General features: G+C 58.9%; 22 protein-coding genes. 16 read left to right on the top strand and 6 right to left on the bottom strand.

The genetic code is table 11. From position 1 onward, the window contains the following. The first annotated feature begins 31 nt into the window (after positions 1–31). Positions 32–565 carry a copper-resistant cuproprotein CopI gene (gene copI / locus BLU52_RS15870; RefSeq protein WP_090284709.1) on the top strand — a complete coding sequence of 178 codons (534 nt, stop codon included), beginning with the start codon at positions 32–34 and terminating at the stop codon, positions 563–565. A 61-nt stretch (positions 566–626) separates the two neighbouring features. Then, positions 627–1,457 carry an NADPH-dependent 7-cyano-7-deazaguanine reductase QueF gene (queF, locus tag BLU52_RS15865; protein ID WP_090284707.1) on the top strand — a complete coding sequence of 277 codons (831 nt, stop codon included), beginning with the start codon at positions 627–629 and terminating at the stop codon, positions 1,455–1,457. A 172-nt stretch (positions 1,458–1,629) separates the two neighbouring features. On the opposite strand, the gene BLU52_RS15860 is transcribed toward queF, so the two are convergent. Both BLU52_RS15860 and BLU52_RS15855 read right to left on the bottom strand, forming a co-directional pair. Next, on the bottom strand, positions 1,630–1,893 hold the full coding sequence (locus tag BLU52_RS15860; protein ID WP_090284705.1) for a DUF4404 family protein: 264 nt from the start codon (positions 1,891–1,893) through the stop codon (positions 1,630–1,632). Between the two features lie 108 nt (positions 1,894–2,001). Next, a complete protein-coding gene (locus BLU52_RS15855; RefSeq protein WP_090284703.1) occupies positions 2,002–2,622 on the bottom strand; it encodes a phosphatase in 621 nt (206 codons plus the stop codon). A 198-nt stretch (positions 2,623–2,820) separates the two neighbouring features. On the opposite strand from BLU52_RS15855, the gene BLU52_RS15850 reads away from it, so the two are divergent. The 3 genes from BLU52_RS15850 to rssC all read left to right on the top strand — a co-directional run bounded on the left by BLU52_RS15850 (position 2,821) and on the right by rssC (position 5,518). Next, the gene (locus BLU52_RS15850) at positions 2,821–3,510 is read left to right on the top strand and encodes an MlaA family lipoprotein (protein WP_090284701.1); all 690 of its coding nucleotides are present in this window, start codon (positions 2,821–2,823) and stop codon (positions 3,508–3,510) included. Between the two features lie 344 nt (positions 3,511–3,854). Then, a complete protein-coding gene (gene rssB, locus BLU52_RS15845; protein WP_090284699.1) occupies positions 3,855–5,036 on the top strand; it encodes a two-component system response regulator RssB in 1,182 nt (393 codons plus the stop codon). Continuing rightward, positions 5,036–5,518, top strand: coding sequence for an anti-sigma factor antagonist RssC (gene rssC / locus BLU52_RS15840; protein ID WP_003226553.1), 483 nt, complete (start codon positions 5,036–5,038; stop codon positions 5,516–5,518). Before rssB ends, rssC begins: the two co-directional genes overlap by 1 nt. 215 nt (positions 5,519–5,733) lie before the next feature. Here the strand turns inward: rssC and tal are convergent, their stop codons facing one another. Next, on the bottom strand, positions 5,734–6,660 hold the full coding sequence (gene tal / locus BLU52_RS15835; protein WP_090284697.1) for a transaldolase: 927 nt from the start codon (positions 6,658–6,660) through the stop codon (positions 5,734–5,736). 202 nt (positions 6,661–6,862) lie between these two features. After that, the gene (locus tag BLU52_RS15830; protein ID WP_090284695.1) at positions 6,863–7,819 is read right to left on the bottom strand and encodes a cellulase family glycosylhydrolase; all 957 of its coding nucleotides are present in this window, start codon (positions 7,817–7,819) and stop codon (positions 6,863–6,865) included. 294 nt (positions 7,820–8,113) lie between these two features. On the opposite strand from BLU52_RS15830, the gene BLU52_RS15825 reads away from it, so the two are divergent. From BLU52_RS15825 to BLU52_RS15790, 8 genes are all read left to right on the top strand, one after another. Next, positions 8,114–8,554, top strand: coding sequence for a low molecular weight protein-tyrosine-phosphatase (locus tag BLU52_RS15825; protein WP_090284693.1), 441 nt, complete (start codon positions 8,114–8,116; stop codon positions 8,552–8,554). A gap of 39 nt (positions 8,555–8,593) precedes the next feature. Next, a complete protein-coding gene (locus tag BLU52_RS15820) occupies positions 8,594–10,822 on the top strand; it encodes a polysaccharide biosynthesis tyrosine autokinase (RefSeq protein WP_090284691.1) in 2,229 nt (742 codons plus the stop codon). A gap of 40 nt (positions 10,823–10,862) precedes the next feature. After that, entirely contained in the window at positions 10,863–11,945 is a 1,083-nt protein-coding gene (locus tag BLU52_RS15815; protein WP_090284689.1) for a glycosyltransferase, read from the top strand. 15 nt (positions 11,946–11,960) lie between these two features. Next, entirely contained in the window at positions 11,961–13,073 is a 1,113-nt protein-coding gene (locus BLU52_RS15810; protein WP_090284687.1) for a polysaccharide pyruvyl transferase family protein, read from the top strand. Further along, a complete protein-coding gene (locus BLU52_RS15805) occupies positions 13,070–14,302 on the top strand; it encodes an MATE family efflux transporter (RefSeq protein WP_090284685.1) in 1,233 nt (410 codons plus the stop codon). The genes BLU52_RS15810 and BLU52_RS15805 overlap by 4 nt, the downstream gene beginning before the upstream one ends. Then, complete coding sequence (locus BLU52_RS15800; RefSeq protein WP_090284683.1) at positions 14,293–15,396, top strand: hypothetical protein; 1,104 nt, start codon at positions 14,293–14,295, stop codon at positions 15,394–15,396. The genes BLU52_RS15805 and BLU52_RS15800 overlap by 10 nt, the downstream gene beginning before the upstream one ends. A gap of 12 nt (positions 15,397–15,408) precedes the next feature. Then, entirely contained in the window at positions 15,409–16,455 is a 1,047-nt protein-coding gene (locus BLU52_RS15795; RefSeq protein ID WP_090284681.1) for an acyltransferase family protein, read from the top strand. A gap of 159 nt (positions 16,456–16,614) precedes the next feature. Further along, complete coding sequence (locus tag BLU52_RS15790; protein ID WP_090284679.1) at positions 16,615–17,748, top strand: SGNH/GDSL hydrolase family protein; 1,134 nt, start codon at positions 16,615–16,617, stop codon at positions 17,746–17,748. A gap of 96 nt (positions 17,749–17,844) precedes the next feature. Here BLU52_RS15790 and BLU52_RS15785 read toward each other — a convergent pair whose 3' ends face one another. Beyond that, the gene (locus BLU52_RS15785) at positions 17,845–18,258 is read right to left on the bottom strand and encodes a phosphohexomutase domain-containing protein (protein WP_090284677.1); all 414 of its coding nucleotides are present in this window, start codon (positions 18,256–18,258) and stop codon (positions 17,845–17,847) included. A gap of 47 nt (positions 18,259–18,305) precedes the next feature. After that, a complete protein-coding gene (galU, locus tag BLU52_RS15780; RefSeq protein ID WP_090284675.1) occupies positions 18,306–19,139 on the bottom strand; it encodes a UTP--glucose-1-phosphate uridylyltransferase GalU in 834 nt (277 codons plus the stop codon). Positions 19,140–19,526: 387 nt separating this feature from the next. On the opposite strand from galU, the gene galE reads away from it, so the two are divergent. The 3 genes from galE to BLU52_RS15765 all read left to right on the top strand — a co-directional run bounded on the left by galE (position 19,527) and on the right by BLU52_RS15765 (position 22,217). Then, complete coding sequence (gene galE / locus BLU52_RS15775; RefSeq protein WP_090284673.1) at positions 19,527–20,543, top strand: UDP-glucose 4-epimerase GalE; 1,017 nt, start codon at positions 19,527–19,529, stop codon at positions 20,541–20,543. A gap of 231 nt (positions 20,544–20,774) precedes the next feature. Beyond that, complete coding sequence (locus tag BLU52_RS15770) at positions 20,775–21,011, top strand: hypothetical protein (RefSeq protein WP_016775457.1); 237 nt, start codon at positions 20,775–20,777, stop codon at positions 21,009–21,011. A gap of 90 nt (positions 21,012–21,101) precedes the next feature. Next, positions 21,102–22,217 carry a polysaccharide biosynthesis/export family protein gene (locus tag BLU52_RS15765; RefSeq protein ID WP_197677942.1) on the top strand — a complete coding sequence of 372 codons (1,116 nt, stop codon included), beginning with the start codon at positions 21,102–21,104 and terminating at the stop codon, positions 22,215–22,217. Positions 22,218–22,219 lie beyond the last annotated feature (2 nt).

Here is a 22,219-nt window from a genome sequence, read left to right as displayed (position 1 = left end):
AGGCTGAACCTTATTTTGTTGGAGCATGAACATGTTTTTGCGTAAATCCCTGATGTTGGCCGCCGCTCTGCTGGCGCTGAGCGCACCGGTGTGGGCGGCGCCGGCGCACACGTTCGATTTTGGTCAACCCGCGTCGGCCGCCCAGGCTTCTCGCAGCGTTGAGGTGGTCATGGGTGATATGTCGTTCGATCCCAAGACCCTCCAGATCAAGCCCGGTGAGACGATTCGTTTTGTGCTGGTGAACAAGGGCCAGTTGCTGCACGAATTCAACCTCGGTGACGCCGCGATGCATGCCAGGCACCAGCAGGAAATGTTGCAGATGCAACAAAGCGGCATGCTCACGCCTACCGGCATCAAGGAAATGTCCCACGGCATGACCGGCACGGAGCACGCAGCGATGGGCCACGGCATGAAGCACGACGATCCCAACAGCGTGCTGGTCGAGCCGGGCAAGACTGCTGAATTGACCTGGACCTTCAACAAGGCGACGAGTCTGGAATTTGCCTGCAACATTCCCGGGCATTATCAGGCCGGCATGGTCGGCACGTTGACTGTCAGTCAGTAAGCACTGAAAGGCGCGGGCAAAGGCTGGTAGAATCCGCTGATTCTTCAGTCAGGTTTCCGCCATGCATCCCGCAGCCGAACATTCGCCGCTGGGCAAATCCAGCGAATACATCGCCACGTACACGCCGTCCCTGCTGTTTCCGATTCCGCGCACCGCGAAATGGGCCGAGCTTGGCCTGACCGCCGAAACCCTGCCGTATAAAGGCGTGGATTTCTGGAACTGCTTCGAACTGTCGTGGCTGCTGCCCTCGGGCAAACCGGTGGTGGCGATCGGTGAATTCAGCATCCCGGCCGATTCGCCGAACATCATCGAATCGAAGTCGTTCAAGCTGTATCTGAATTCGCTGAACCAGACGTCGTTCGCTGACATCGCCACCCTTGAGGCGACGCTGGTCAAGGACTTGTCCGCCGCGGCCGGCAAACCGGTGGGCGTGCGAGTTCGCAGCCTCAAAGAGGTCGAAGCGGAAGGCGTCGTGGCGTTGCCGGGCGTGTGCATTGATGATCTGGATATCAGCGTCAGCAACTACGAACATCCGCGCCCGGAACTGCTGCGTTGCGACGATTCGCGCATCGTCGAGGAGAGCGTGCACAGCCATCTGCTCAAATCCAACTGCCCGGTGACCAGCCAGCCGGACTGGGGCAGTGTGGTGGTGGAATATCGTGGCTCGGCGCTGGATCACGCCAGCCTGCTCGAGTACATCGTCAGCTTCCGCCAGCATTCGGACTTTCATGAGCAGTGTGTCGAGCGGATTTTCCTCGACCTGCAGCGCTTGTTGAAACCCGAGAAACTCACGGTGTTTGCGCGGTATGTGCGTCGCGGTGGGCTGGATATCAACCCGTATCGCAGCACTGAAAGCATACAACTGCCGAATCATCGGCTGGTGCGTCAATAAAGATCAACTGTAGGAGTGAGCCTGCTCGCGATAGCGGTGTGTCAGCTGACGATGATGTTAACTGACACACCGCTATCGCGAGCAGGCTCACTCCTACAGGGGAACGCATTGCCAAAGTTGAAATGAAAAAAGCCCTGCCATCGCTGGCAGGGCTTTTTGCGTTTCGGGGGAGTCAGATCCCCATGCTGCCCAGCGCGTTGACGATGTTGCGCAAGGTGCCGGCTATGGTTGGATGGTCAACTTCAAAGCGTTCAACGGCGAGGTTCACGCCGTCGGCAATGTTCGAATCGTTGGTCTTGGTTTCGAGTTCAAGTTCCAGTTCAATCTGCGCCATCAACGCGTGCAAATCCTCACGCTCGGCGTCCGACAGCGGTGGATTCTGTTCCAGCTGCTCGCGCAGGGTATCGAGCTGTTTTTGCAGTTCTTGGGCGGGCATCGTGGTTTCCTTTTATCAATAGGCACTGGCATTGACCGCAGCCGCGCGCCAAAGGTCGGTGGCTGACCTTTAGATTAATCCACTCACGCCAAACCTGCATGATCCGGATCAGGGCTTTTCGCCTTTGAGGCGGCGCAGGTTGATGTCCGCCAGGCAGGTGTCGAGCTCGCCCAGATGATCGATTACCGAATGCACGCCAAGAGCGAATAGTTGCATCGTCGCCTTGCCACGCAACAACTCGCGCTCCTTCTGGCCCAATGCTTGCCATTCCACAGGCGTCAGCCCGCAGAGTGAACCGCAGGAGGCGAGGCCGATGGTCCATAGCCCAGCGTTGAGGCCTGATTGCAGCAATCGCGGTTCGCCACTGACCAGTACGCAACCATCGAGGCTTTCGACGTTCAACGCCATCAGCGCTTGCCAACAAGCGTTGGGCGCTGGCCATGGAATTGTTGTTGCCGAATGTTGCGCCGGTTTGATCCAGGGCGGCAGCGTGGCTGACAGCGACTGCGTCAGGGCGGCGGGCAGCTCATCCAGCCAGGCACAGGGAATCTGCTGGCGCCGCAAGCTGCGCAAGCTGTCGAGCGCACCCGGCGTGGTCTCGGCGTGCTCGGGCAGGGCGCTTGCCTGTTGCCGTGCGCGCGCGCCGAAATCCACCAGGCAACCGCTCAGGCCAAACAGCACGGCAGTCAGGCTCGAGGCGGCGAGGGGCAAGGTTTCAGCGTGAGTCATGGCAACGTCCCTGAAATAACGCTCAGGCTAGGGTGCGTCGGTGACAGTTGGATGACAATGAAGTGAACGACCCGCGCGGAAAGATCCTACAGACCGCTGCATCGGCCAGACTGTCCAAAGCGGCGTTTACGCTTATACTAGCGGCCTTAATGCCCGGACCCTGACGTCCGCGACGGTACAAATCCAAGGAGTTTTTCTATGCGCTTGAGCCATCCGCTCGCTCAGCTTTGTGTCTACGCCGGCCTGTCGCTGGCGCCGTTGGCCAGCCAGGCGGCCACGGAAGATGATCCTTGGGAAAGCGTCAACCGTCCGATCTTCCAGTTCAACGATTTCGTTGACACCTATGCGCTCAAGCCGCTGGCGCAGGGTTATGAGTTCGTCACGCCGCAGTTCGTTGAAGACGGTATTCACAACATGTTCCGCAACGTCGGTGACGTCACCAACCTGGCCAACAACATTCTGCAGGCCAAACCGGCGGCCGCTGGCGTCGATACGGCACGTCTGATCTTCAACACCACGTTCGGTCTGCTCGGCTTCTTCGACGTCGGCACCCAGATGGGCCTGAACCGTAGCGATGAAGACTTCGGCCAGACCCTCGGCTACTGGGGCGTGGGCAGCGGTCCTTACGTGATGCTGCCGCTGATGGGCCCGAGTACCCTGCGTGATGCACCGTCGAAATACGTCGACGGCTTTACCGGCCCATACCGCTACATCGACCACGTGCCGACCCGCAACTCGATCTTTGGCCTGAACATCGTCGACACCCGTGCCAGCCTGCTGTCGAGCGAGAAGCTGATCAGCGGCGACAAGTACACGTTCATCCGCAACGCCTACCTGCAGAACCGCGAGTTCAAGGTGAAGGATGGCCAGGTCGAAGACGATTTCTGATTTCGACCGAAAAACAGGAAGGCGACCTCAGGGTCGCCTTTTTTGTCTGTGGAGCAGGCCCGGCCCGGCGGGATGACCTTCCATCCGGTTACGCTTCCGGCCGTTCTTATAACTCTCGGTGCTTTGACAAACAAAGTCGTCAAGCGACCATCGGCGCACGCTTGAAACGCTCTGCGGATGGGAGTACCGTCTGCGCCTTAGAAGGGCACCTCTGTTTAAAACCGCGTGCGAAGCGAATGCTTGAAAGCGCTGCAGCAGAGAGGCTAGAAAGCGAATCCAGTAGTCTGTGCAAGGCCCGAGGCCTCGCCACCTACGCCAACCTAATTCTGGCGCCGTTTGCCCACATGCCAAAAACCAGTGCCACGCTGCTGATAATCGATGATGACGAGGTAGTGCGCGCAAGTCTCGCGGCCTATCTGGAAGACAGTGGTTTCAGCGTCCTGCAGGCCGGCAACGGTCAACAGGGTCTTCAGGTATTCGAGCAAGAAACGCCCGACCTGGTCATCTGCGATCTGCGCATGCCGCAGATGGGCGGTCTCGAACTGATTCGTCAGGTTACCGAGCGCTCGCCGCAGACGCCGGTGATCGTCGTTTCGGGTGCCGGCGTGATGAACGACGCGGTCGAGGCCCTGCGCCTGGGCGCGGCGGATTACCTGATCAAGCCTCTCGAAGATCTGGCGGTGCTCGAGCATTCCGTGCGTCGAGCCCTGGATCGTGCGCGCCTGCTGCTGGAAAACCAGCGCTACCGCGAGAAGCTGGAAAAGGCCAACCGTGAGCTTGAGGCCAGCCTCAATCTGCTCCAGGAGGACCAGAACGCCGGTCGCCAGGTGCAGATGAACATGCTGCCGGAAAGCCCGTGGAGCATTGACGAGTTTCAGTTTGCCCACCAGATCATCCCGTCGTTGTACCTGTCGGGTGATTTTGTCGACTATTTCCGCGTCGACGAACGCCGCGTCGCGTTCTATCTGGCGGACGTTTCCGGGCATGGCGCGTCTTCAGCGTTCGTCACCGTGCTGTTGAAGTTCATGACCACGCGCTTGCTGTTCGAATCCAAGCGCAACGGCACATTGCCGGAATTCAAGCCTTCGGAAGTGCTCGGTCATATCAACCGGGGGCTGATCAGTTGTAAGCTGGGTAAACACGTCACAATGGTCGGTGGAGTCATCGACGAGGAGACCGGTTTGTTGACCTATAGCATCGGCGGCCATCTGCCGTTGCCTGTGTTGTACACGCCTGACAGTGTTCGTTATCTCGAAGGCCGTGGTCTGCCGGTGGGGCTGTTCAATGAAGCCACCTACGAAGACCACGTGCTTGAGCTGCCGCCGACGTTCAGCCTGACGCTGATGTCGGATGGCATTCTGGACCTTTTGCCAGAACCGACGCTCAAAGAAAAAGAAGCCGCTTTGCCTCAACGGGTGAAGTCGGCGGGCGGCAGCCTGGATGGTCTGCGGCAAGTGTTTGGATTGGCCACGCTAGGGGAGATGCCGGATGATATCGCCCTGTTGGTGTTGAGCAGGAATCTTTAATGAGTACCGGTAGAATCCAGTTCGCCGAGCAGGACGGCACCTTCGTCCTGAAGTTCGTCGGTGAAGTTCGCCTGACCCTGTGTTCGGCGTTGGATGCGACTATTGAGAAAATCTTCACCGCGCTGAATTTCAACGCGATCGTGATCGATTTGACCGAAACCCGCAGCATCGACAGCACGACCCTTGGCCTGCTGGCCAAACTGTCGATCCTGTCGCGGCAAAAGGTCGGGCTGTTGCCGACTGTCGTCACCACTCACGAAGACATCACCCGGCTGCTGCAGTCGATGGGTTTCGAGCAGGTGTTCAACATCGTCAACCACCCGGTGCCATGCCCGGAGTGCCTGGACGACCTGCCGGATCAGGACCAGTCCGAAGAAGTGGTGCGGATCAAGGTGCTCGAAGCGCACAAGATCCTCATGGGCCTGAACGATTCCAATCGCGAAGCGTTTCATGACCTGGTGAATGCCCTCGAGCGGCATTGATAGCTCGAGATGAGGGTAGGGCCTGCTGGCCCTATCGCGAGCAGGCTCACTCCTACAGGTTCTTCACTCGACACATATTCGCGTTTAGCCCACAGATCCCCTGTAGGAGTGAGCCTGCTCGCGATAGCTCTCTCCAGAACACTGAAATTTCCCGACGGACACAAAAAAGGGCGAACCCTCACAGGTTTGCCCTTTTTGCATTACGCCACCTCAGATCACAGCTTGGCCTGCAACAGCGCCTCGAGTTTTTCCTGGTCGCGGGCGAACTGACGAATGCCCTCAGCCAGTTTCTCGGTGGCCATCGCGTCTTCGTTGGACAACCAGCGGAACTGCGATTCGTTGAGGCTCAGACGCGCTTCGCCGGCATTGCCTGGCGCCAGTTTGCGCTCCAGCTTGCCGGTGTCGGCAGCCAGCTTGTCGATCAGGTCCGGGCTGATGGTCAGGCGGTCGCAACCGGCCAGTTGTTCGATCTGGCTGAGGTTGCGGAAGCTCGCGCCCATGACCACGGTCTTGTAGTCATTGGCCTTGTAGTAGTTGTAGATGCGGGTGACCGACTGCACGCCCGGATCATCGGCGCCGGTGTAGTCGTTGCCGTTGGCTTTCTTGTACCAGTCGTAGATACGGCCCACGAACGGCGAAATCAGGAACACACCGGCGTCAGCGCAAGCGGCGGCCTGGGCGAAGGAGAACAGCAGGGTCAGGTTGGTCTGAATGCCTTCCTTTTCCAGCACTTCAGCAGCGCGGATGCCTTCCCAGGTCGAGGCGATCTTGATCAGTACACGGTCGCGGCCAATGCCAGCCTTGTCGTACAGCTCGATCAGGCGATGGGCGCGTTTGAGCACGGCATCCTTGTCGAACGACAAGCGCGCATCCACTTCGGTGGAGATACGGCCCGGAATGACCTTGAGGATTTCCTGGCCGACCGCAACGCCGAAGCGGTCGCTGGCCAGGCCGACATCGCCTTTGCAGTCGCTGACGCAGGCATTAAGCAGTTCGGCGTAGGCCGGAATGGCCGCCGCCTTGAGGAGCAGGGAAGGGTTGGTGGTGGCGTCGACCGGTTTGACCCGGGCGATCGCTTCGAAGTCGCCGGTGTCGGCAACCACGGTGGTGAATTGTTTGAGTTGTTCCAGCTTGGAAGTCATGGGCGTGCTCTGTCCTGTGGGTCTGGTGACATTACCCGAGCGCTGACAGCCACTCAAGGGCGGTTGCGTGTCTCAATGGCCCCTGCGGCAACAACCTGAAAACGATTGTTTGAATGGCGGGGCGTGGTACCGATGAATACGATGCCAAAACCGCGCACAGGTTCAAAGCAACCGAACTGCGAACAGATCGGTCGCCCATGACCTACTCGGCGTTGAGCTGGGTTTCCACCGACAGTCGCGCCGGTTTCGGCTGGCCGTCGGAGGTCAGCAAGCCGAAGTTCTGTTCGCGTTCGTTGCTGCCTGACGCGCTGTTGCGCCATTCGTAGATCGAGGTCAGCGGGATGTTCAGCCGTTTGACATCGGCGATGAATGCGCTGATCTTGCTGGCCTGCCCCTCGACACCCCCGTTCGAGGCGAGCGCCGACACTCCCCACTCACTGATCACGCCCGGCAGATTGAAATTCTGTTGAATGAACGTCTGCGCATTGCTGATCTGCGTCGCCGTCATGCCGTAAGGGTGATAGGACACCGCGTCGAGGCATTGTGGGTAGTCACTGACGATGCGGCTCAGCGCCACAGTCGACGCCGAACCGGCGCTCGGTGGCCGGGCGAAGCCGAAACCGACCACCGGGGTCAGCTGTGGCTGTGCCTGCAGGGTTTTGCACACGCCGCTCATGAACGGCACAAAAGTCGTGGAGAAATTGCGCGTCGGCCAATAGGTTTCCAGATCCGGCTCGTTCCACAGTTCGATCGCCACCAGTTGGGTGCTGTACGACTGTTGCAGGCCGTTGACGGCTTTGGCGAAGGTCTCGCCGGCGCTCGTCAGCTCGGCGGGCGTAGTGGCCGGCAGCGCCTTGATTGCACGCACGGTCAGCAGCACCGGCAGCCCGGCTGACTTGGCTGCGGCGAAGGCGTTGCTGACTTGTTGCTGATAAGTCCTGGCGCTGAGGCTGTCGCTCCAGACGCCGAAGCGCACGAAGCTGAAACCGGCGGCTTTGATCTGCTCCGCGTCGGCGGCGGTGAAGCTCTGGATTTTTACCTGAACACCAATGGTCCTCGTTGGCAGGTTGGGAAACAGTTCGCTGGCCTGGGCCTGATTGGTCGCGCCCAGCAGCATCAGGGTCAAGGCGCCGGCGCGTTGGAAATGGGTCGGTTTCATGTCTGCTCTCCCGAAGAGAAATGACAACTGCGAATTAATCATCGTATTACTGAATTTTCGAACGGGGTACTGGAACTTAGTGCACGAATGTTATTTTTTGTCGGAAAACAAACGCTCGAAAATCACAGTTATTTTTAGTCCGCTAATTGTGGTTGGGGCGCTTTTAAACGCTGTGGTACTTAATACTTCGGGACTAACAGGGCGAATCTATTTCCGAGTGCAGAAAGATCTTGAGGGTTCAATCGAATGCTCTCGGGATATTGGCCGTTTGACATTACACAGGAAAGTAAAACCTTGTTCAAAAAGATCCTCGTTGTCTGCGTGGGCAATATTTGCCGTAGTCCGACGGCAGAACTGTTGTTGCGCAATGCGCTGGGTTCCTCGGCCATCAGTGTGGCCTCCGCCGGCCTCTCGGCACGGGTTGGCGAGGGCGTCGAGGCGTCTGCGCGTCAGGTTCTCGAAGAACACGGGCACAGCGCCGAGAGTTTCAAGGCGCGGCAACTGACTGCGGATATCGTCAATGACTCGGACCTGATCCTGGTCATGGAGAAACAGCACGTCAATCAAGTACTGAAGATTGCCTCGCACGCCCGAGGCAAAGTGTTTTTGCTTGGCAAGTGGCAGAGCGAACGCGAAATACACGATCCGTATCGTCAAGGCAAGGCCGCTTTTATTCATGCCCACGCATTGATTGAAGACGCAGTTAGTTCATGGGCAAAGCGCCTCGGGCAATGACCCATATTCTTCAGAACAGTCAATGGTAAGAACAGACTTATGCAGTTACCGTCAGTAATCGGCACCCGTGACAATGATCAAGACAGTATTGATCTGCTCGGCATATTCGGCAGCCTGATTGATCAGAAGTGGTTGATCGGCGCATTGACCGGCGCCTTCATGGTCGCCGGCGTGGCTTATGCAGTGTTGGCCACGCCTGTGTACCTGGCGAATGCGCTGGTGCAGGTCGAGCCGAAAAAGAACGACATGCTCGGTTTCTCCGACCTCAACAGCATGCTCGGCGGGCAATCGCCGTCGGTGACCGAAATCGGCATCATCAAATCCCGCGCGGTGATCGGCAAAACCGTCGACGACCTGCGTCTGGACATTGATGTCACGCCGAAAACATTCCCGATGATTGGCGGTTTTCTCGCCCGCCGTTATCGCGGCGAAACCGAGTCCAGCGTCGCCGCGCCGCGCTTCGGCCTGAACAGTTACGCCTGGGGCGGCGAGCGTCTGGAATTCGCCCGGCTCAATCTGCCCAAGGAATTGCTCGGCAAGAAACTCACGCTGATTGCCGGCGAGCAGCAACGCTTCCAGCTGTTCGATGACAACGACAACCTGCTGGTCGAAGGCCGCGCCGGCGAAGCGTTCGCTCAGGACGACGTCGAAGGCCTGATCACGCAGTTGTCGGCCAATCCCGGTACGAACTTCGAAGTGGTGCGCAATCCGCGGATCGTGACCATTCAGGGCTATCAGGACGCGCTGGATATTTCCGAGCAGGGCAAGGAGTCGGGGATCATCCGCTTGGCACTGGCCAGTTCTGACGCGGCGGAAGCGGTGAAGATCCTCAACAAGATCGCCGCGCTGTACGTGGAGCAGAATGTGCGGCGGACTTCGGCGGAAGCGGCGCAGAGTCTGGCGTTTCTGCAGAGTCAGTTGCCGCAGGTCAAGCGTGATCTGGCCAAGGCCAGCGATGCGCTGAACGCCTACCAGACCCACGGCAAGACCGTGAACATCTCGCTGGAAACCCAGTCGGTGCTGGGCCAGTCGGTGGCGCTGGAAACGCGGATCTCCGAGCTGAAAATGCAGCAGGCGGAACTGGACCGCAAGTTCACCAAACAGCATCCGGTCTATCGCGCCTTGATGAGCCAGATCGGTGAGTTGACCCAGCAACAGAAATCGCTGGAAGGCAAAGTCCAGGACTTGCCGGCGACCCAGCAGGAGCTGCTCAACCTGACCCGCGACGTCGAAGTCGCCTCGCAGATCTACACGCAGTTACTCAACAAATCCCAGGAACTGGACATCGTCCGCGCCGGTGCGGTCGGTAACGTGCGCCTGGTCGACACCGCCGATGTCGACCTGACCAGCCCGGTCAAACCGAAGAAGCCGCTGATCGTGCTGATCGCCACGTTCCTTGGTGCCTTCGTCGGCGTGGCGCTGGTGCTGCTGCGCAAATCCCTCAGCCGAGGGCTGGAAGGTCCGGAGGCGATCGAGCAACTGGGTTTGCCGGTGTACGCGTCGATTCCTTATAGCGCGTTGCAGGAGGAAGAAGACGGCCGAAAAGGGCGGGCCCGCGACGGCGTCGACAAGCCGGCGTACCTGCTGGCGTTGCGCAACCCGACCGACCTGTCGATCGAGTCGATTCGCAGCCTGCGAACCTGCCTGCACTTCGCCGGGCTCGATTCGACCAACAACCGCATCATGATTTCCGGGCCGAGCCCGCAGGTCGGCAAGACCTTCGTCTCGTCCAATCTCGCGGCGGTCATGGCCTTGAGCGGCCAGCGCGTGGTGCTGATCGACGCCGACATGCGCAAAGGTCACCTGCACAAAACCCTCAACACGCCGATCACCAACGGCCTGTCCGACCTGCTGGTCAAGCGCTGCAGCATCGATGAGGCGATCCACACCGTCGAAGTCGACAACCTGCATTTCATCAGTCGCGGCCAAGTGCCGCCGAATCCTTCCGAGCTGCTGATGCACGCGAATTTCCGCGACCTGCTGGCCGAGCTCAGCGAGCGCTATGACCTGGTGATCATCGATACGCCGCCGCTGCTGGCGGTTACCGATGCGGCGATTGTCGGCCGTGAAGCCGGGATCAGCCTGATCGTCACGCGCTTCGGGGTGAACCCGGCGAAGGAAATCGAACTGACCATCCGCCGTTTCGCGCAGAACGGCATCGAGCTCAAGGGTGCGGTGTTCAACGGCGTCGAGAAGCGTGCCGCCAGCTACTACGGCAACGGTGGCTACGGCTATTACAACTACGAATACGCGTCCGACAAATCCTGAAATCTGGCGATTGTCCTTTCCTGTTTGAAGTGGGTGAGTTGTGAAGAAAATACTGCACGTGGCAGAGACGATCAAAGGTGGCGTCGCGACGGTAATCCGCACGATTTCGGCTTCCCCCGAAGGCGACGCGGCAAACTACGAGCTGGTGTATCTGGTCCCCGAGGATCAGGAAAAGGAACTGCACGGCATCGCGCCGCCGCAGATTCGCACCTTCGCCCGCACCGGTCGCAATGTGCCGTCGCTGTTGCGTTTCGCTTGGCGGCTGAGCCAGGTACTGATCAAGGAAAAGCCCGATGTGGTGCATCTGCACAGCACGTTTTCCGGAGTGATCGGGCGCTGTGTCTGCGTGCTGTTGCGACCGTGGCGCAAGCCGCAGATCGTCTATTGCCCGCACGCGTTTTCGTTTCTGATGGAAAGCTCGCCGACCAAGCAGAAGGTCTATGCGTGGATCGAACGGGTGCTGCAAAAAGTCACCGACGTGATCATCTGCGTCAGCCAGTACGAGCTCGACAAAGCCGCGCGGTTCGGCATCGAGCGCAAGCGCATGAAGCTGATCTACAACGGTATCCATCACAAGGATGACGCGCCGAAAGCTGCGGGAACCGAGCCGATCCATCTGCTGTTCGTCGGCCGTCTCGATTATCAAAAAGGCTTCGACGTGCTGCTCAAGGCCTTCGCCAAAGTCCAGCGCAAGGACCTCAAACTGACGGTGGTCGGCAGTGCGGTGAACGAGGATTCGGTGGATTGCCCGCCGATGGACTCGGTCGAATACCTGCCGTGGGTAACGCCCAGCGAAGTGCAGGCGCTGTATCAGAAAGCCGATGCGCTGATCGTGCCCAGTCGCTGGGAAGGTTTCGCCATGGTGCCACTGGAAGGCATGGCCATGGGTTTGCCGGTGATTGCCAGCAACTGCACCTCGCTGCCGGAACTGGTCACCAACGAAGTGTCCGGCTACGTCTTCCCCAGCGGCGACCACCAGGCACTCGCCGATGTGCTGACGATCATCCAGAAACCGCGCCTGCTCGACCTCGGCAACGAAGGCCGGAGCATCGTCCGCGAGCGTTTCAGCGCCGCGTTGATGATTCGCCAGACCTACGACCTGTATCGCGCTCCCACTTATTAAGTAGAACTCACGCTTATGAACGTAACGATTTTGCACGGCTACAGCGCCTCCAACTCCGGTGACGGTTTGCTCGTCGACCTGGCGATTGCCCTGGTGCAGCGCAACTTTGGCGAAGACACCGCGATCAGCGTCGTCGCTTCCGACCCGGACTCCTTCAACTACTTGCCGCACCCGCGCTTCGACGCACCGGTGATGGCGGCCAAAGGGCTGGGCCGGGTCAAGCAGGCTGTGTTTCTCAACCAGTCCTACGCCGGGCTCGCGGACCTGTTGAAAAAGACCGACCTGATCGTCGGCGTCGGTGGCGGATACATGCGCTCGAAAAGCGCCTTCGAACACATCAAGTTGAAGATTGGCCACGCCAAGCAACTGGAAACCGCGATTCTCAGCAAGGTGCCGTCGGTGTACCTGCCGCAGAGCATCGGCCCGTTCCACGGCGAAAGCAGCAAGATCGTCGAGCACTACGCGAGTGCCGACGCGGTGTTCGTCCGTGACAATCGTTCCTCGGCAATTTTCGATGCCTGCGAAAACGTCTACCGCGCGCCGGATCTGGCGGTGCAGTCGCTGGCCAGCAAGATTCTCCAGCAGCCCAAGTTCACCCGTTGCGCCGCGTCGCCAGCCACGGTGTGCGTGGTGCTGCGCAAGCCGCCGGAGTGGAGCAAAGAGAAAAAAGTCGCTTACGTCGCCAATCTGAAATTGCTCCTGCAACGCCTGAGGAACAAAAGCAAAGTGGTCTGTGCCGTGCAAAGCGCGGTGCGCGGCAACGATGACGGTGCGTTCTATCGCGAACTGGGCATCACTGAAGACCTGCTGTCGCTGAAAGCCACAATCGCCAAATACCAACCGGACCTGGTGATTTCCGTACGTCTGCACGGCGCCATCGAATCGCTGCTGTCCGGCGTGCCGGCCTACCACATCAGCTACGAGCGCAAAGGCTTTGGCGCCTATCAGGACATGGGTGTCGAAGACTGGGTGATCAATGGCGGCGACATCGACGTCGACACCATCATCAATACGGTTTACGCGCCGAATGCCTTGGCCGATTTCGGCAAACGCCTGACCGACACCTGCCGCGAGATCGAGGCAAAATCCGTGGCCATGGACGAGATCATCAAGGGTGTCGTTCGATGATATTTCGCCTGTTGCTTCGCGGCGGGGCATTGGGCGCGAAGTTTCTGCTGGTGCTCGCGATCACCCATTACCTGGGCTATGAGGCGCTGGGTTTTTACGGCGTGGTAGTGGCGGCGTCGCTGATTGCGTCGAAGTTCTACAGTGTCGGGTTCAGTTCCGAGATCAATCGCTTGATCAGTGTTGGCGGCAGTTCGCGCCGGGTGGTCGATAAAGTCCTGCTGTTGTATCTGGCAGTAGGGCTGCTGTTGTCGGTGGTCACGGTGCTGATTTATTCGTTGTTCCAGCAGGTCGAAGCGACCGCTGCGCTGGTGCTGTGCGTGACGTTGGTACTGCTCACCGAACACCTGTCGTTCGAGATCAACTCGTTCGTCTTTTCCGCACAGAAAGCCACCGCCGGGGCCTCGCTGTTTTTCATCAAGACCGGTCTGTGGGCGGTGTTGGCGGTGGCCGGGATGATGCTCGGCTGGGTGGCAGGCATTGCCAGCGTGTTGTGGCTGTGGGTCGCCGCCAACGTGCTGGTAATTATCGCCGGTTACCTGATCGTGGCGCGGGTACACAAGGGACGGGAAGCGGCGGTGCTGGACACCGCCACCGTGTGGAAGGCCGGGCTGCCGTTCTACCTCGGCACCGGTTTGATCGCGCTGAGTCAGTACGCCGAACGCTTTCTGATCATCGATCTGGAGCCCTACGCCAGCCTCGGTAAATACGTGTACGCATGGTCGGCGGCAAATACCTTGCAGGCGTTGTCGTATGCGGTGGTGGCGGTGGTCGGGATTCCGGTGTTGGCCAAGCGTTTTCAGGCCGATCAGCAGGCGTTCACGGTCAAGCAACTGTTCGTGAACAAATGGGTGATGCGCTCGCTGCTGGTCTCCGCCGTTGTCGCCGTGGCGATCTACGTGTTTTTCAATCTGGTGCTCGATTACGTCGCCACCAGCGTGCCGCGCCCGGATAACGCCATCCTCGGTGTGCTGATTTTTTCCTTTGCGCTGCGGGCCATCGGCGACATCGTCTGGGGCGGTTTGATTGCTTCGAAAAACAGCCGTGTGTCGCTGGCCAGCGCGGCGGTCTGCCTGCTGATTTCGGTACCGGTCAGCTACGTGCTGATCAAGCATTACTCGATTTACGGCGCGGCGTGGGGCAACGTTTTCGCCGTCGTTGTGCAACTCGCAGTGATTGCGCTGTTGACCCGCGTCACGGCGGCGAAGAAGGCTGCGTTGTCATGGGCCTGAAGTTGCCGTGCATCGAGTTTCGCGGCAAGCGACTCGATTCTTCGATTTCGTTTTTGATCCTGTTTACCGGGCTGTTTCTCTCGGTGGCGATGCCGCTGTTGGTCCCGCGTGATCCAGGCCCGGATGCGATGACCTTGTGGTCGTCCTATGCGCGCGCCGACAACTGCAATTTCTGGAACCCGTTCTCGCCCGATCGCTCGTCCTACGAGTGCTCGGCGTTCCTGCTGCGGCCCACCGGGATCAACCTGACCAACGCCTGGGCCTACGGCATGTTCTGCAATTTCTTCCTCACGGCGATTCCTGTGGTGGTGTTCCGGCGCATGCCGCTGACGATCTTCGGCACTTTGTGTCTGTGGGGCATCGTGCGTTCGTTTTTCCTCGAAAACCTGACCAAGGAAATCATCGTCTCGGTGGCGGTGTTGAGCATTCTGCTCAGCTCGTTGACACGCAAATATCGCGGCGGTTTTTTCTTGTCGGCGGTGATCTACGGCGTGCTGATCCGACCGTACTGGATTCTGTTTTCGCTGTCGTGGGTCGGCGTCTGCGTGATGAAAAAGTACGTGTCGCGCACGACGTTTTTCCTGATGTTGTTCCTGTTTTACCTCGCGGTGGCCATGTCGATTCAGATCGCCCTGGGTTTTCCGGTGTCGTCGATTCGCGCCAGCAACAACGAACTGCGCACGGCAGGGGAGGAGGGCTCGAAGTCGTTGATCGTTTCGTGGCTCAGCGGCAGTGATTTCGTCTCGCAGGCGCTGGACTCGATGATCATTTTCTTCCGCCTGTCGTTCCCGGTAGAGCTGATTCTGCTGTCCGGGCCGGGTCAGGTGATCTTCGTTGCGCTGATGATCATGACTGCGTTGCTGCTGTTCAAAGTCATCACCTCGACCGATTACAAGGGCGCGCCGATCCAGACCAAACCCAAGGAACTGATCGCGATTCCGCTGGCGTTCCTGCTGGTGCAAGGCCTGTTCGAGCCGGACTTTGGATCCTTTGCCCGGCATTTTTCGATGGTGGTGCCGGTGTTGTTCGTTGGCCTCGGCTTGATGCTGCGGGCGAACAAACCGGTGCAGGTTGAATCCAGAATTCTGAATTGAGGCAGGTGCTGTATGTCGAGCAAGAAAAAGTCCCTGGAGATCGAAACCCTGCGTGGCCTGGCATGCCTGCTGCTGGTGCTGTACCACGTCATCGGGCCGCTGGGCGGCGGGTTGAAGATCGATATCGGCTCGCCGTTCCGGGTTATCGCCGATTCGATGGTGTACGTGCGCATGCCGCTGTTCACCTTCATCTCGGGGTACATCTATTCGATCTACAAGATCCGTGGCAATGACTTCGGCGCGTTCTGCCGCGGCAAGGTGCGCCGCCTGATCGTGCCGCTGTTTTGCGTCGGCGTGCCGTTCTCGGTGCTGCAAGCGGTGGGGCCGGGGGTGAATAAGGATGTCGGGGTGATCGACGCGTTGCTGTCGTTCTGGGTGCCGATCAACCACTTCTGGTTTCTGCAGGCGGTGTTCATCATTTTCATCTTCGTCGGCCTGCTGGAGTGGCGCGGTCTGCTGCGTTCGGCTACGCGCCTGTACGGCCTGTTTGCCTTCGCTGCGCTGTTGTTTCTGCTGCCACCGCTGCCGCTCGATGCGTTCGGCATCAACGGCGCGATTTATCTCCTGCCGTTTTTTGTCGCAGGGATGATCGGCCAGGAAAATGTCGAGGTGTTGAAACAGCGCTTCAAGGTGCTCGGGCCGCTGCTGTTTGTGCTGATCTCGTTGACGCTGCTGTACGTCGCGGCGATTGATCGCGAGTTGATCGTTGATCGGCGCAGCCTGATCGGCCTGGCGGTGGGGTGTGTGTCGTGCATCGCATTGTTGTCCAGCGACATGCGTTCGAAAGCGCTGACCTGGCTCGGTGGCTATTCCTATGCGATTTTTCTGTTTCATGTGCTGTTCGCGGCGACGTCGCGGTTTGTCCTGGGGCGCCTCGGCGTGAAGGATGAGAGCCTGCTGGTGCTGGGTGGCTTGAGTGTCGGCTTGCTCGGGCCGGTGGTGTTGGCGATGATTTTCAGCCGGTTCAACTTCACTTCGGTGTTGTTCCTTGGCGAGAAAGCGACCAAGAAGAAACCGGCGGCGGTCATCGCCCCCGTGGTGCAAACCCAAAGCAGCTAATCATTCATGCCCTACGCAAACCTCTGTAGGAGTGAGCCTGCTCGCGATAGCGTTGGATCAGTCAATGATGTATCTGACAGACCGCTATCGCGAGCAGGCTCACTCCTACAGGGGATTTTGTTCGACGCGGGGCTCATTCCAGACTAGAGGAAATTTTGCATGGTGGCAGTTGATGACGCCCAACCCGTGTCTGCATCGGTGATTCAGGTGGGAGACGCTCGCGAGCGCTTTGCCCAGTGGCGCGAGGGCAAGGCCGGCAAGGTGTTGTCGGTCTCGGTGATCGGCGACAGCTACACCGCCGGGCAGGATTTCTATTTGAACAAACTGGTGCAACGGGTGGCCGGTGAAACCGGTTTTGCCGGGCCAGGTTATGTCGGGTTCAACCACGGCGCGGCGCTCGGCGGTACGCACTTCAAATACACCCGCAGCAGCGATAAATACTTTGGTGGCGGCTGGAAAGTCTCCGAGCTGGGCCAGTCCAGTCCCGACAGCCGCACCGTGACCGGTCGCGCCGGCGCGTGGCTGCAGGTGGATGCCAACCCTACGCCGCGCATCGATACGGCAGTGACTCAGGCGAAGCTGTTGTACCTGGGCAATGGCGAAGCCAGTGAACTGCGTTATCGCTGGTCACCCGCGCAAGACTGGCAACCGTTGAAACTTGCCGGGTCAGGCGTGCAGGAAGTGCCGCTTGCCGGCCTGTCCACCGCGAAAGACTGGTCGTTCAGGCTCGAAGTGCAGAAAGGCGCGCCGACTTTGTTCGGCCTGTGGATGCGCAACAATCAGCCCGGCATTCGCGTGTCGAAACTGGCGGCCTCGGGTGCGACATCGGCGGATTTTTATCACGCCGACCGACAATGGCAGGCGCAGTGGAAAGCGGCGGTAGCAAAAATCCCCGCCGACGTTTATCTGATCATGCTGGGCGGCAATGACCAGGGTTTCGGCGTGAAGCCCGAGCAGTATCTGCATAACGTGCAAGGTCTGGTCGGCATGCTCCGTGAGATTCAACCGGCGGCGAGCATCAACCTGGTCATGCGCCAGGACACCACACGTTCCAGCGCTTATCCGATGGCGGCGTATGCGCAGGTGCTCGAGCCTTGGGCGCGTGAGCAGCACTTGGGGTTCGCCAACCTGCAATGCGCGTTCGGCCCCGACGTCAAACGCTACGCCGCGGCGATGATCGGCCCGGACAAGATTCATCCGCTGCCGGCCACGGGCGGGAAGGTGATTGCCGATTATTTCTACGGCTGGATCATGGGAGGCAAGACTGACTGCAACGCTGCTGCGAAGAACTGAGTGTGGGAGCGAGCCTGCTCGCGAAGGCGTCGTGTCAGGCACTGCATGTGCTGAAGCTGCCGACGCTTTCGCGAGCAGGCTCGCTTCCACAAAGGGTCAGGGGTACTGCTTGAAGGAATCGATAAGCCCCAGCAATTCGGTGAGCTTCTGCGGCATCAACCGCGCATCACAACGGGTTTCCACATTGATGATGATCGCCGGGTCGTTGCAGCAGATCCGCACCCGGAAGCGCCAATCGCTGAAGATCACTTTTAAGCCATCGCGGTCATCCATTTCCAGCGCCTGCTCGCCATACAGCGTTTTCAGATGCGCGAGCAGGGGATAGGGATCGCGCATTGGCCGGCGAATATCGCCGGACGCCGGAAACACGCCGATCCGCTCCACCAGCAGAATCGTGCCCAGCCAGGTTTCGTTGGCGCTGGGCAACGGCTGATGGCGCGACAGCCAGCTCATCATTCCAAGGTTGTCCACCTCACGTTCAATCTCTGCTGAATAGTGTGCAATGTTCATGGTTGCCTGCCTGAAATAATGAGTGAATCCGCGATGCTTGAGCCGTCTCAGCGACCTTTGAGGTAAACGTTTTCGTAGCAGAAGTTGGTCGCCTGCAAGTAACCCTCGGCGTCACCACAGTCGAAGCGCAGGCCTTTGAATTTGTAGGCCAGCACGCAGCCGTTCTGCGCCTGTTTCATCAGCGCGTCGGTGATCTGGATTTCACCGCCCTTGCCCGGTTGGGTGTCGGCGATCAGGTCGAATATGTCCGGCGTCAGGATGTAGCGACCAATGATCGCCAGGTTCGACGGCGCGTCTTGCGGTGCCGGTTTTTCCACCATGTTATTGACGCGGTAAATACCTTCGGAAATCAGCTCACCGGCGATCACACCGTACTTGTGAGTCTGGTCAGCCGGGACTTCCTGGATGGCGACGATCGAGCAACGGAATTTCTTGTACAGCTGGATCATCTGCGACAGCACGCCGTCGCCTTCCAGGTTCAGGCACAAGTCATCGGCCAGCACCACGGCGAACGGCTCGTCGCCGATCAACGGGCGGCCGCTGAGGATCGCGTGGCCGAGGCCTTTCATTTCCACCTGACGGGTGTAGGAGAAGGTGCAGGTGTCGATCAGTTCGCGGGTGCCGGCGAGGAATTTCTCTTTTTCAGTGCCGCGAATCTGGTGCTCGAGTTCGTAGCTGATATCGAAATGGTCTTCCAGCGCACGCTTGCCACGTCCAGTGACGATGGCCATGTGTTGCAGCCCGGCGTCCCGCGCTTCCTCAACGGCATATTCGATCAACGGCTTGTTGACGATCGGCAGCATTTCTTTCGGCATGGCTTTGGTGGCCGGCAGAAAACGCGTGCCATAACCGGCAGCGGGGAACAAACATTTACGAATCATAAAAGTATCCTGGACAGTCATGGAACACAGGCGACGGTTGCGCACCGGAACAGGTGGCAAGTTTCAATAAGGATTGAAGGCTTACTTTAATACCCGAGTCAGGTTATTCATTGCAATTGATCAGGCAGCTAAAAGCCGACAATGTTAGAGGATGTCGGTAAGTGCCTTGTTAGTTATTTTTAGTCGGTATCTGTTGATAGTGATGAGTGCGCCGGGAGTGCTAATAAGTAACGGCAATACAGTGTGACCTGCAAAAATATTTATTGCCAGTCATTGAACTGAATTTGTTTTCGGTTGTTGTCGCCTTGTTTGTGTCGACTGTGACACAGGTTCGATACGCAAGGCTTGACACGTTACTTGTCACTTATCCAAAAGACGGACCGCGCTATGAAGATTCTGGTAACGGGTGGCGCCGGCTATATCGGCTCGCATACCACACTTGCATTGCTTGAAGCAGGCTATGAAGTTGTGGTGCTGGATAATCTTTGCAACAGCAGCGATGCGGCACTTCATGCCGTGGAAGCGATTTGCGGCAAGAGTGCCTGGATGATTCGCGGCGATGTCTGCGACCGCGCGTTGCTCGACCGGATCTTCCGTGAGCATCAGATCGAAGCGGTGCTGCATTTCGCCGGGCTGAAAGCGGTGGGCGAAAGCGTGCGCAAGCCGCTGGAGTACTACGAAACCAACGTCGGCGGCAGTGTCACGCTGTGTCAGGCGATGGCGGCGGCGGGGGTGTTCCGGCTGGTGTTCAGTTCTTCGGCCACGGTGTATGGCGAGCCTGAACAGATGCCGATCAGCGAGGAATTTCCGACCGGCACGCCGACCAATCCCTACGGTCAGTCGAAGCTGATCGTGGAAAACGTATTGCGCGATCTGAGCCGGGCCGAGCCGCGCTGGAGCATCGCCTTGCTGCGCTACTTCAACCCGATCGGCGCGCACCAGAGCGGCCACATGGGCGAAGACCCCAACGGCATTCCCAACAATCTGGTGCCGTACATCAGCCAGGTCGCGGTCGGCAGCCTGCAAGAACTGTCGATCTTCGGCAACGACTACCCCACGGTCGACGGCACCGGGGTGCGCGATTACATCCACGTGGTCGATCTGGCGGACGGGCATTTGAAGGCGTTGCAATCGATTGGCGAGCGCAGCGGCATTCACACCTGGAACCTCGGTACCGGCGATGGCTACAGCGTGCTGCAAGTGCTGCAGGCGTTCGAACAGGCCTGTGGACGGCCGGTGCCGTACCGGATGATGCCGCGTCGCGCCGGTGACATTGCCGAGAGTTTTGCCGATGCTTCGAAAGCCGCGAAAGAACTTGGCTGGAAAGCCACACGCAACTTGCAGGACATGGTCGCCGACACCTGGCGCTGGCAATCCAATCATCCGAATGGATACTCGCGATGATGGCCAATTAGTCCAATGTTATTTTCAGTCAGGTTGTTAGATAACGTCGGGAAATTACACTGGCAATGCCTTTTGCAAGTCCGTAGATATAAGCCTGCCGTTCGACTTTTATCAGTTGCGTCTGACTGTGAAAGAACAACGGATCTTGTTCGCGCTTTTTGCGGACTTGAACTCTACCACCGCTAACACAGGCCGGTTTTTTAACAGGTCGAATGTTAGAAAGGAGTTGATATGAAAAAAGTGATGGCAGTTGCCCTGTTGACGATGTTGAGCAACTGGGCTGCCGCCGCTGAAGCGCCGTTGACAGCGGTAACCAATGTAGGTGGCAGTGTGGCGGCTTCTCAAGCGCCCGCAGCCAGTACTGCAATGGTTGCCAGTGCTGTAGCGGCGTCCAACAGCGGTGGCAGTGCCAACGGCGGTACCACCGGTACGACGGGTACCACCGGTACAACCGGCACGCATAACTAACAGGAAGTTCTGTTAGTGCAGTACAGGGTCGCCCGACGCAAGTCGGGTGACTTTGTTTTTGGATTCGCCCTTGAATAGCGTAGTGCCATTATGACTCGTAGTGTTTATCTTTTAATGTTGGCAAGTCTCGCTTTGCAAGGTTGCATGTTTTCCCCCGGTCAATACCTCAGCACCAGCGACATCACCCGCCAGGGCGCGAGTGAAAGCAGCCGGGTCGAGCTGATTCCGATCACGCCGAAGCTGATCGCCATGAACCGCGCGACGCAAAAGCACGAATCGCTGCCGGCGGAGTTGTTGGCGACCCCCGCCGAGTACCGCATCGGTAACAACGACGTGCTGTACATCACCGTGTGGGATCACCCGGAGCTGACGGCCCCGTCCGGCGCGCAGCAACAGATCGATGCCAACGGCCGTCTGGTGCGCTCCGATGGCACGCTGTATTACCCGTTCATCAAGGAAGTGCAGGCCGCCGGCCGCACCATCCAGCAACTGCGCGCGGACATCGAGCAGCGCTTGTCGGCGTTCATCGCCGAGCCGCAGGTCGACGTCGCGGTGTTGCGTTTTGCCAGCCAGAAAGTCGTGGTCACCGGTGCGGTCACCAAGGCTGGCCCGCAAGCGATTTCCACCAACCCGCTGAGCGTGGTCGAAGCCCTTGGCTCGGCCGGTATCGACACCAACAACGCCGATCTGTCCGGGCTGTTGCTGACGCGCGACGGGCGTACTTATCCGCTCAATCTCGACTCGCTCAATCAGCAGGATTCCGAGTTGCAGAACGTCTTCCTCAAGGGTGGCGACCAGTTGTATCTGCCGTACAACGACAACAAGCGCATCTACGTAATGGGCGAGGTCAACCAGCCCCGCGCGTTGAGTTTCAAGACGGCGACGATGAACCTCTCCGACGTGCTCGGCTCGGTCGGCGGTCTCAGCCAGACCAGCTCCAACGGTAACGCGGTGTACGTCATTCGTGGCGTGGAAAATCTCGATGTCGAGCCGGCGAAGATCTACCAACTGGAAGCCGAATCACCGACCGCCATGGCGCTGGCCTCGCACTTTCAGGTGCGCCCGCAGGATGTGGTCTACGTCGGCCCGGCAAACGTCACGCGCTGGAACCGCTTCATCAGCCAGTTGGTGCCGTCGGCATCGATTGTCGGCACCGGGGCTTCCGCGGCGAAGAACTGGAGCGAATACAGTAACAACAGCAAATAAGG

The organism is Pseudomonas granadensis (genome assembly GCF_900105485.1).
GTDB lineage: Bacteria > Pseudomonadota > Gammaproteobacteria > Pseudomonadales > Pseudomonadaceae > Aquipseudomonas > Aquipseudomonas granadensis.
Note: the sequence above shows the minus strand (reverse complement) of the source record. Positions and strands in the feature narration are given on the sequence as shown.

Coding starts and splice junctions, on each gene's coding strand:
- copI (WP_090284709.1), top strand. CDS start 32: ATGTTTTTGCGTAAATCCCTGATGTTGGCCGCCGCTCTGCTGGCGCTG.
- queF (WP_090284707.1), top strand. CDS start 627: ATGCATCCCGCAGCCGAACATTCGCCGCTGGGCAAATCCAGCGAATAC.
- BLU52_RS15860 (WP_090284705.1), bottom strand. CDS start 1,893: ATGCCCGCCCAAGAACTGCAAAAACAGCTCGATACCCTGCGCGAGCAG.
- BLU52_RS15855 (WP_090284703.1), bottom strand. CDS start 2,622: ATGACTCACGCTGAAACCTTGCCCCTCGCCGCCTCGAGCCTGACTGCC.
- BLU52_RS15850 (WP_090284701.1), top strand. CDS start 2,821: ATGCGCTTGAGCCATCCGCTCGCTCAGCTTTGTGTCTACGCCGGCCTG.
- rssB (WP_090284699.1), top strand. CDS start 3,855: ATGCCAAAAACCAGTGCCACGCTGCTGATAATCGATGATGACGAGGTA.
- rssC (WP_003226553.1), top strand. CDS start 5,036: ATGAGTACCGGTAGAATCCAGTTCGCCGAGCAGGACGGCACCTTCGTC.
- tal (WP_090284697.1), bottom strand. CDS start 6,660: ATGACTTCCAAGCTGGAACAACTCAAACAATTCACCACCGTGGTTGCC.
- BLU52_RS15830 (WP_090284695.1), bottom strand. CDS start 7,819: ATGAAACCGACCCATTTCCAACGCGCCGGCGCCTTGACCCTGATGCTG.
- BLU52_RS15820 (WP_090284691.1), top strand. CDS start 8,594: ATGCAGTTACCGTCAGTAATCGGCACCCGTGACAATGATCAAGACAGT.
- BLU52_RS15810 (WP_090284687.1), top strand. CDS start 11,961: ATGAACGTAACGATTTTGCACGGCTACAGCGCCTCCAACTCCGGTGAC.
- BLU52_RS15805 (WP_090284685.1), top strand. CDS start 13,070: ATGATATTTCGCCTGTTGCTTCGCGGCGGGGCATTGGGCGCGAAGTTT.
- BLU52_RS15800 (WP_090284683.1), top strand. CDS start 14,293: ATGGGCCTGAAGTTGCCGTGCATCGAGTTTCGCGGCAAGCGACTCGAT.
- BLU52_RS15795 (WP_090284681.1), top strand. CDS start 15,409: ATGTCGAGCAAGAAAAAGTCCCTGGAGATCGAAACCCTGCGTGGCCTG.
- BLU52_RS15790 (WP_090284679.1), top strand. CDS start 16,615: ATGGTGGCAGTTGATGACGCCCAACCCGTGTCTGCATCGGTGATTCAG.
- BLU52_RS15785 (WP_090284677.1), bottom strand. CDS start 18,258: ATGAACATTGCACACTATTCAGCAGAGATTGAACGTGAGGTGGACAAC.
- galU (WP_090284675.1), bottom strand. CDS start 19,139: ATGATTCGTAAATGTTTGTTCCCCGCTGCCGGTTATGGCACGCGTTTT.
- galE (WP_090284673.1), top strand. CDS start 19,527: ATGAAGATTCTGGTAACGGGTGGCGCCGGCTATATCGGCTCGCATACC.
- BLU52_RS15770 (WP_016775457.1), top strand. CDS start 20,775: ATGAAAAAAGTGATGGCAGTTGCCCTGTTGACGATGTTGAGCAACTGG.
- BLU52_RS15765 (WP_197677942.1), top strand. CDS start 21,102: ATGACTCGTAGTGTTTATCTTTTAATGTTGGCAAGTCTCGCTTTGCAA.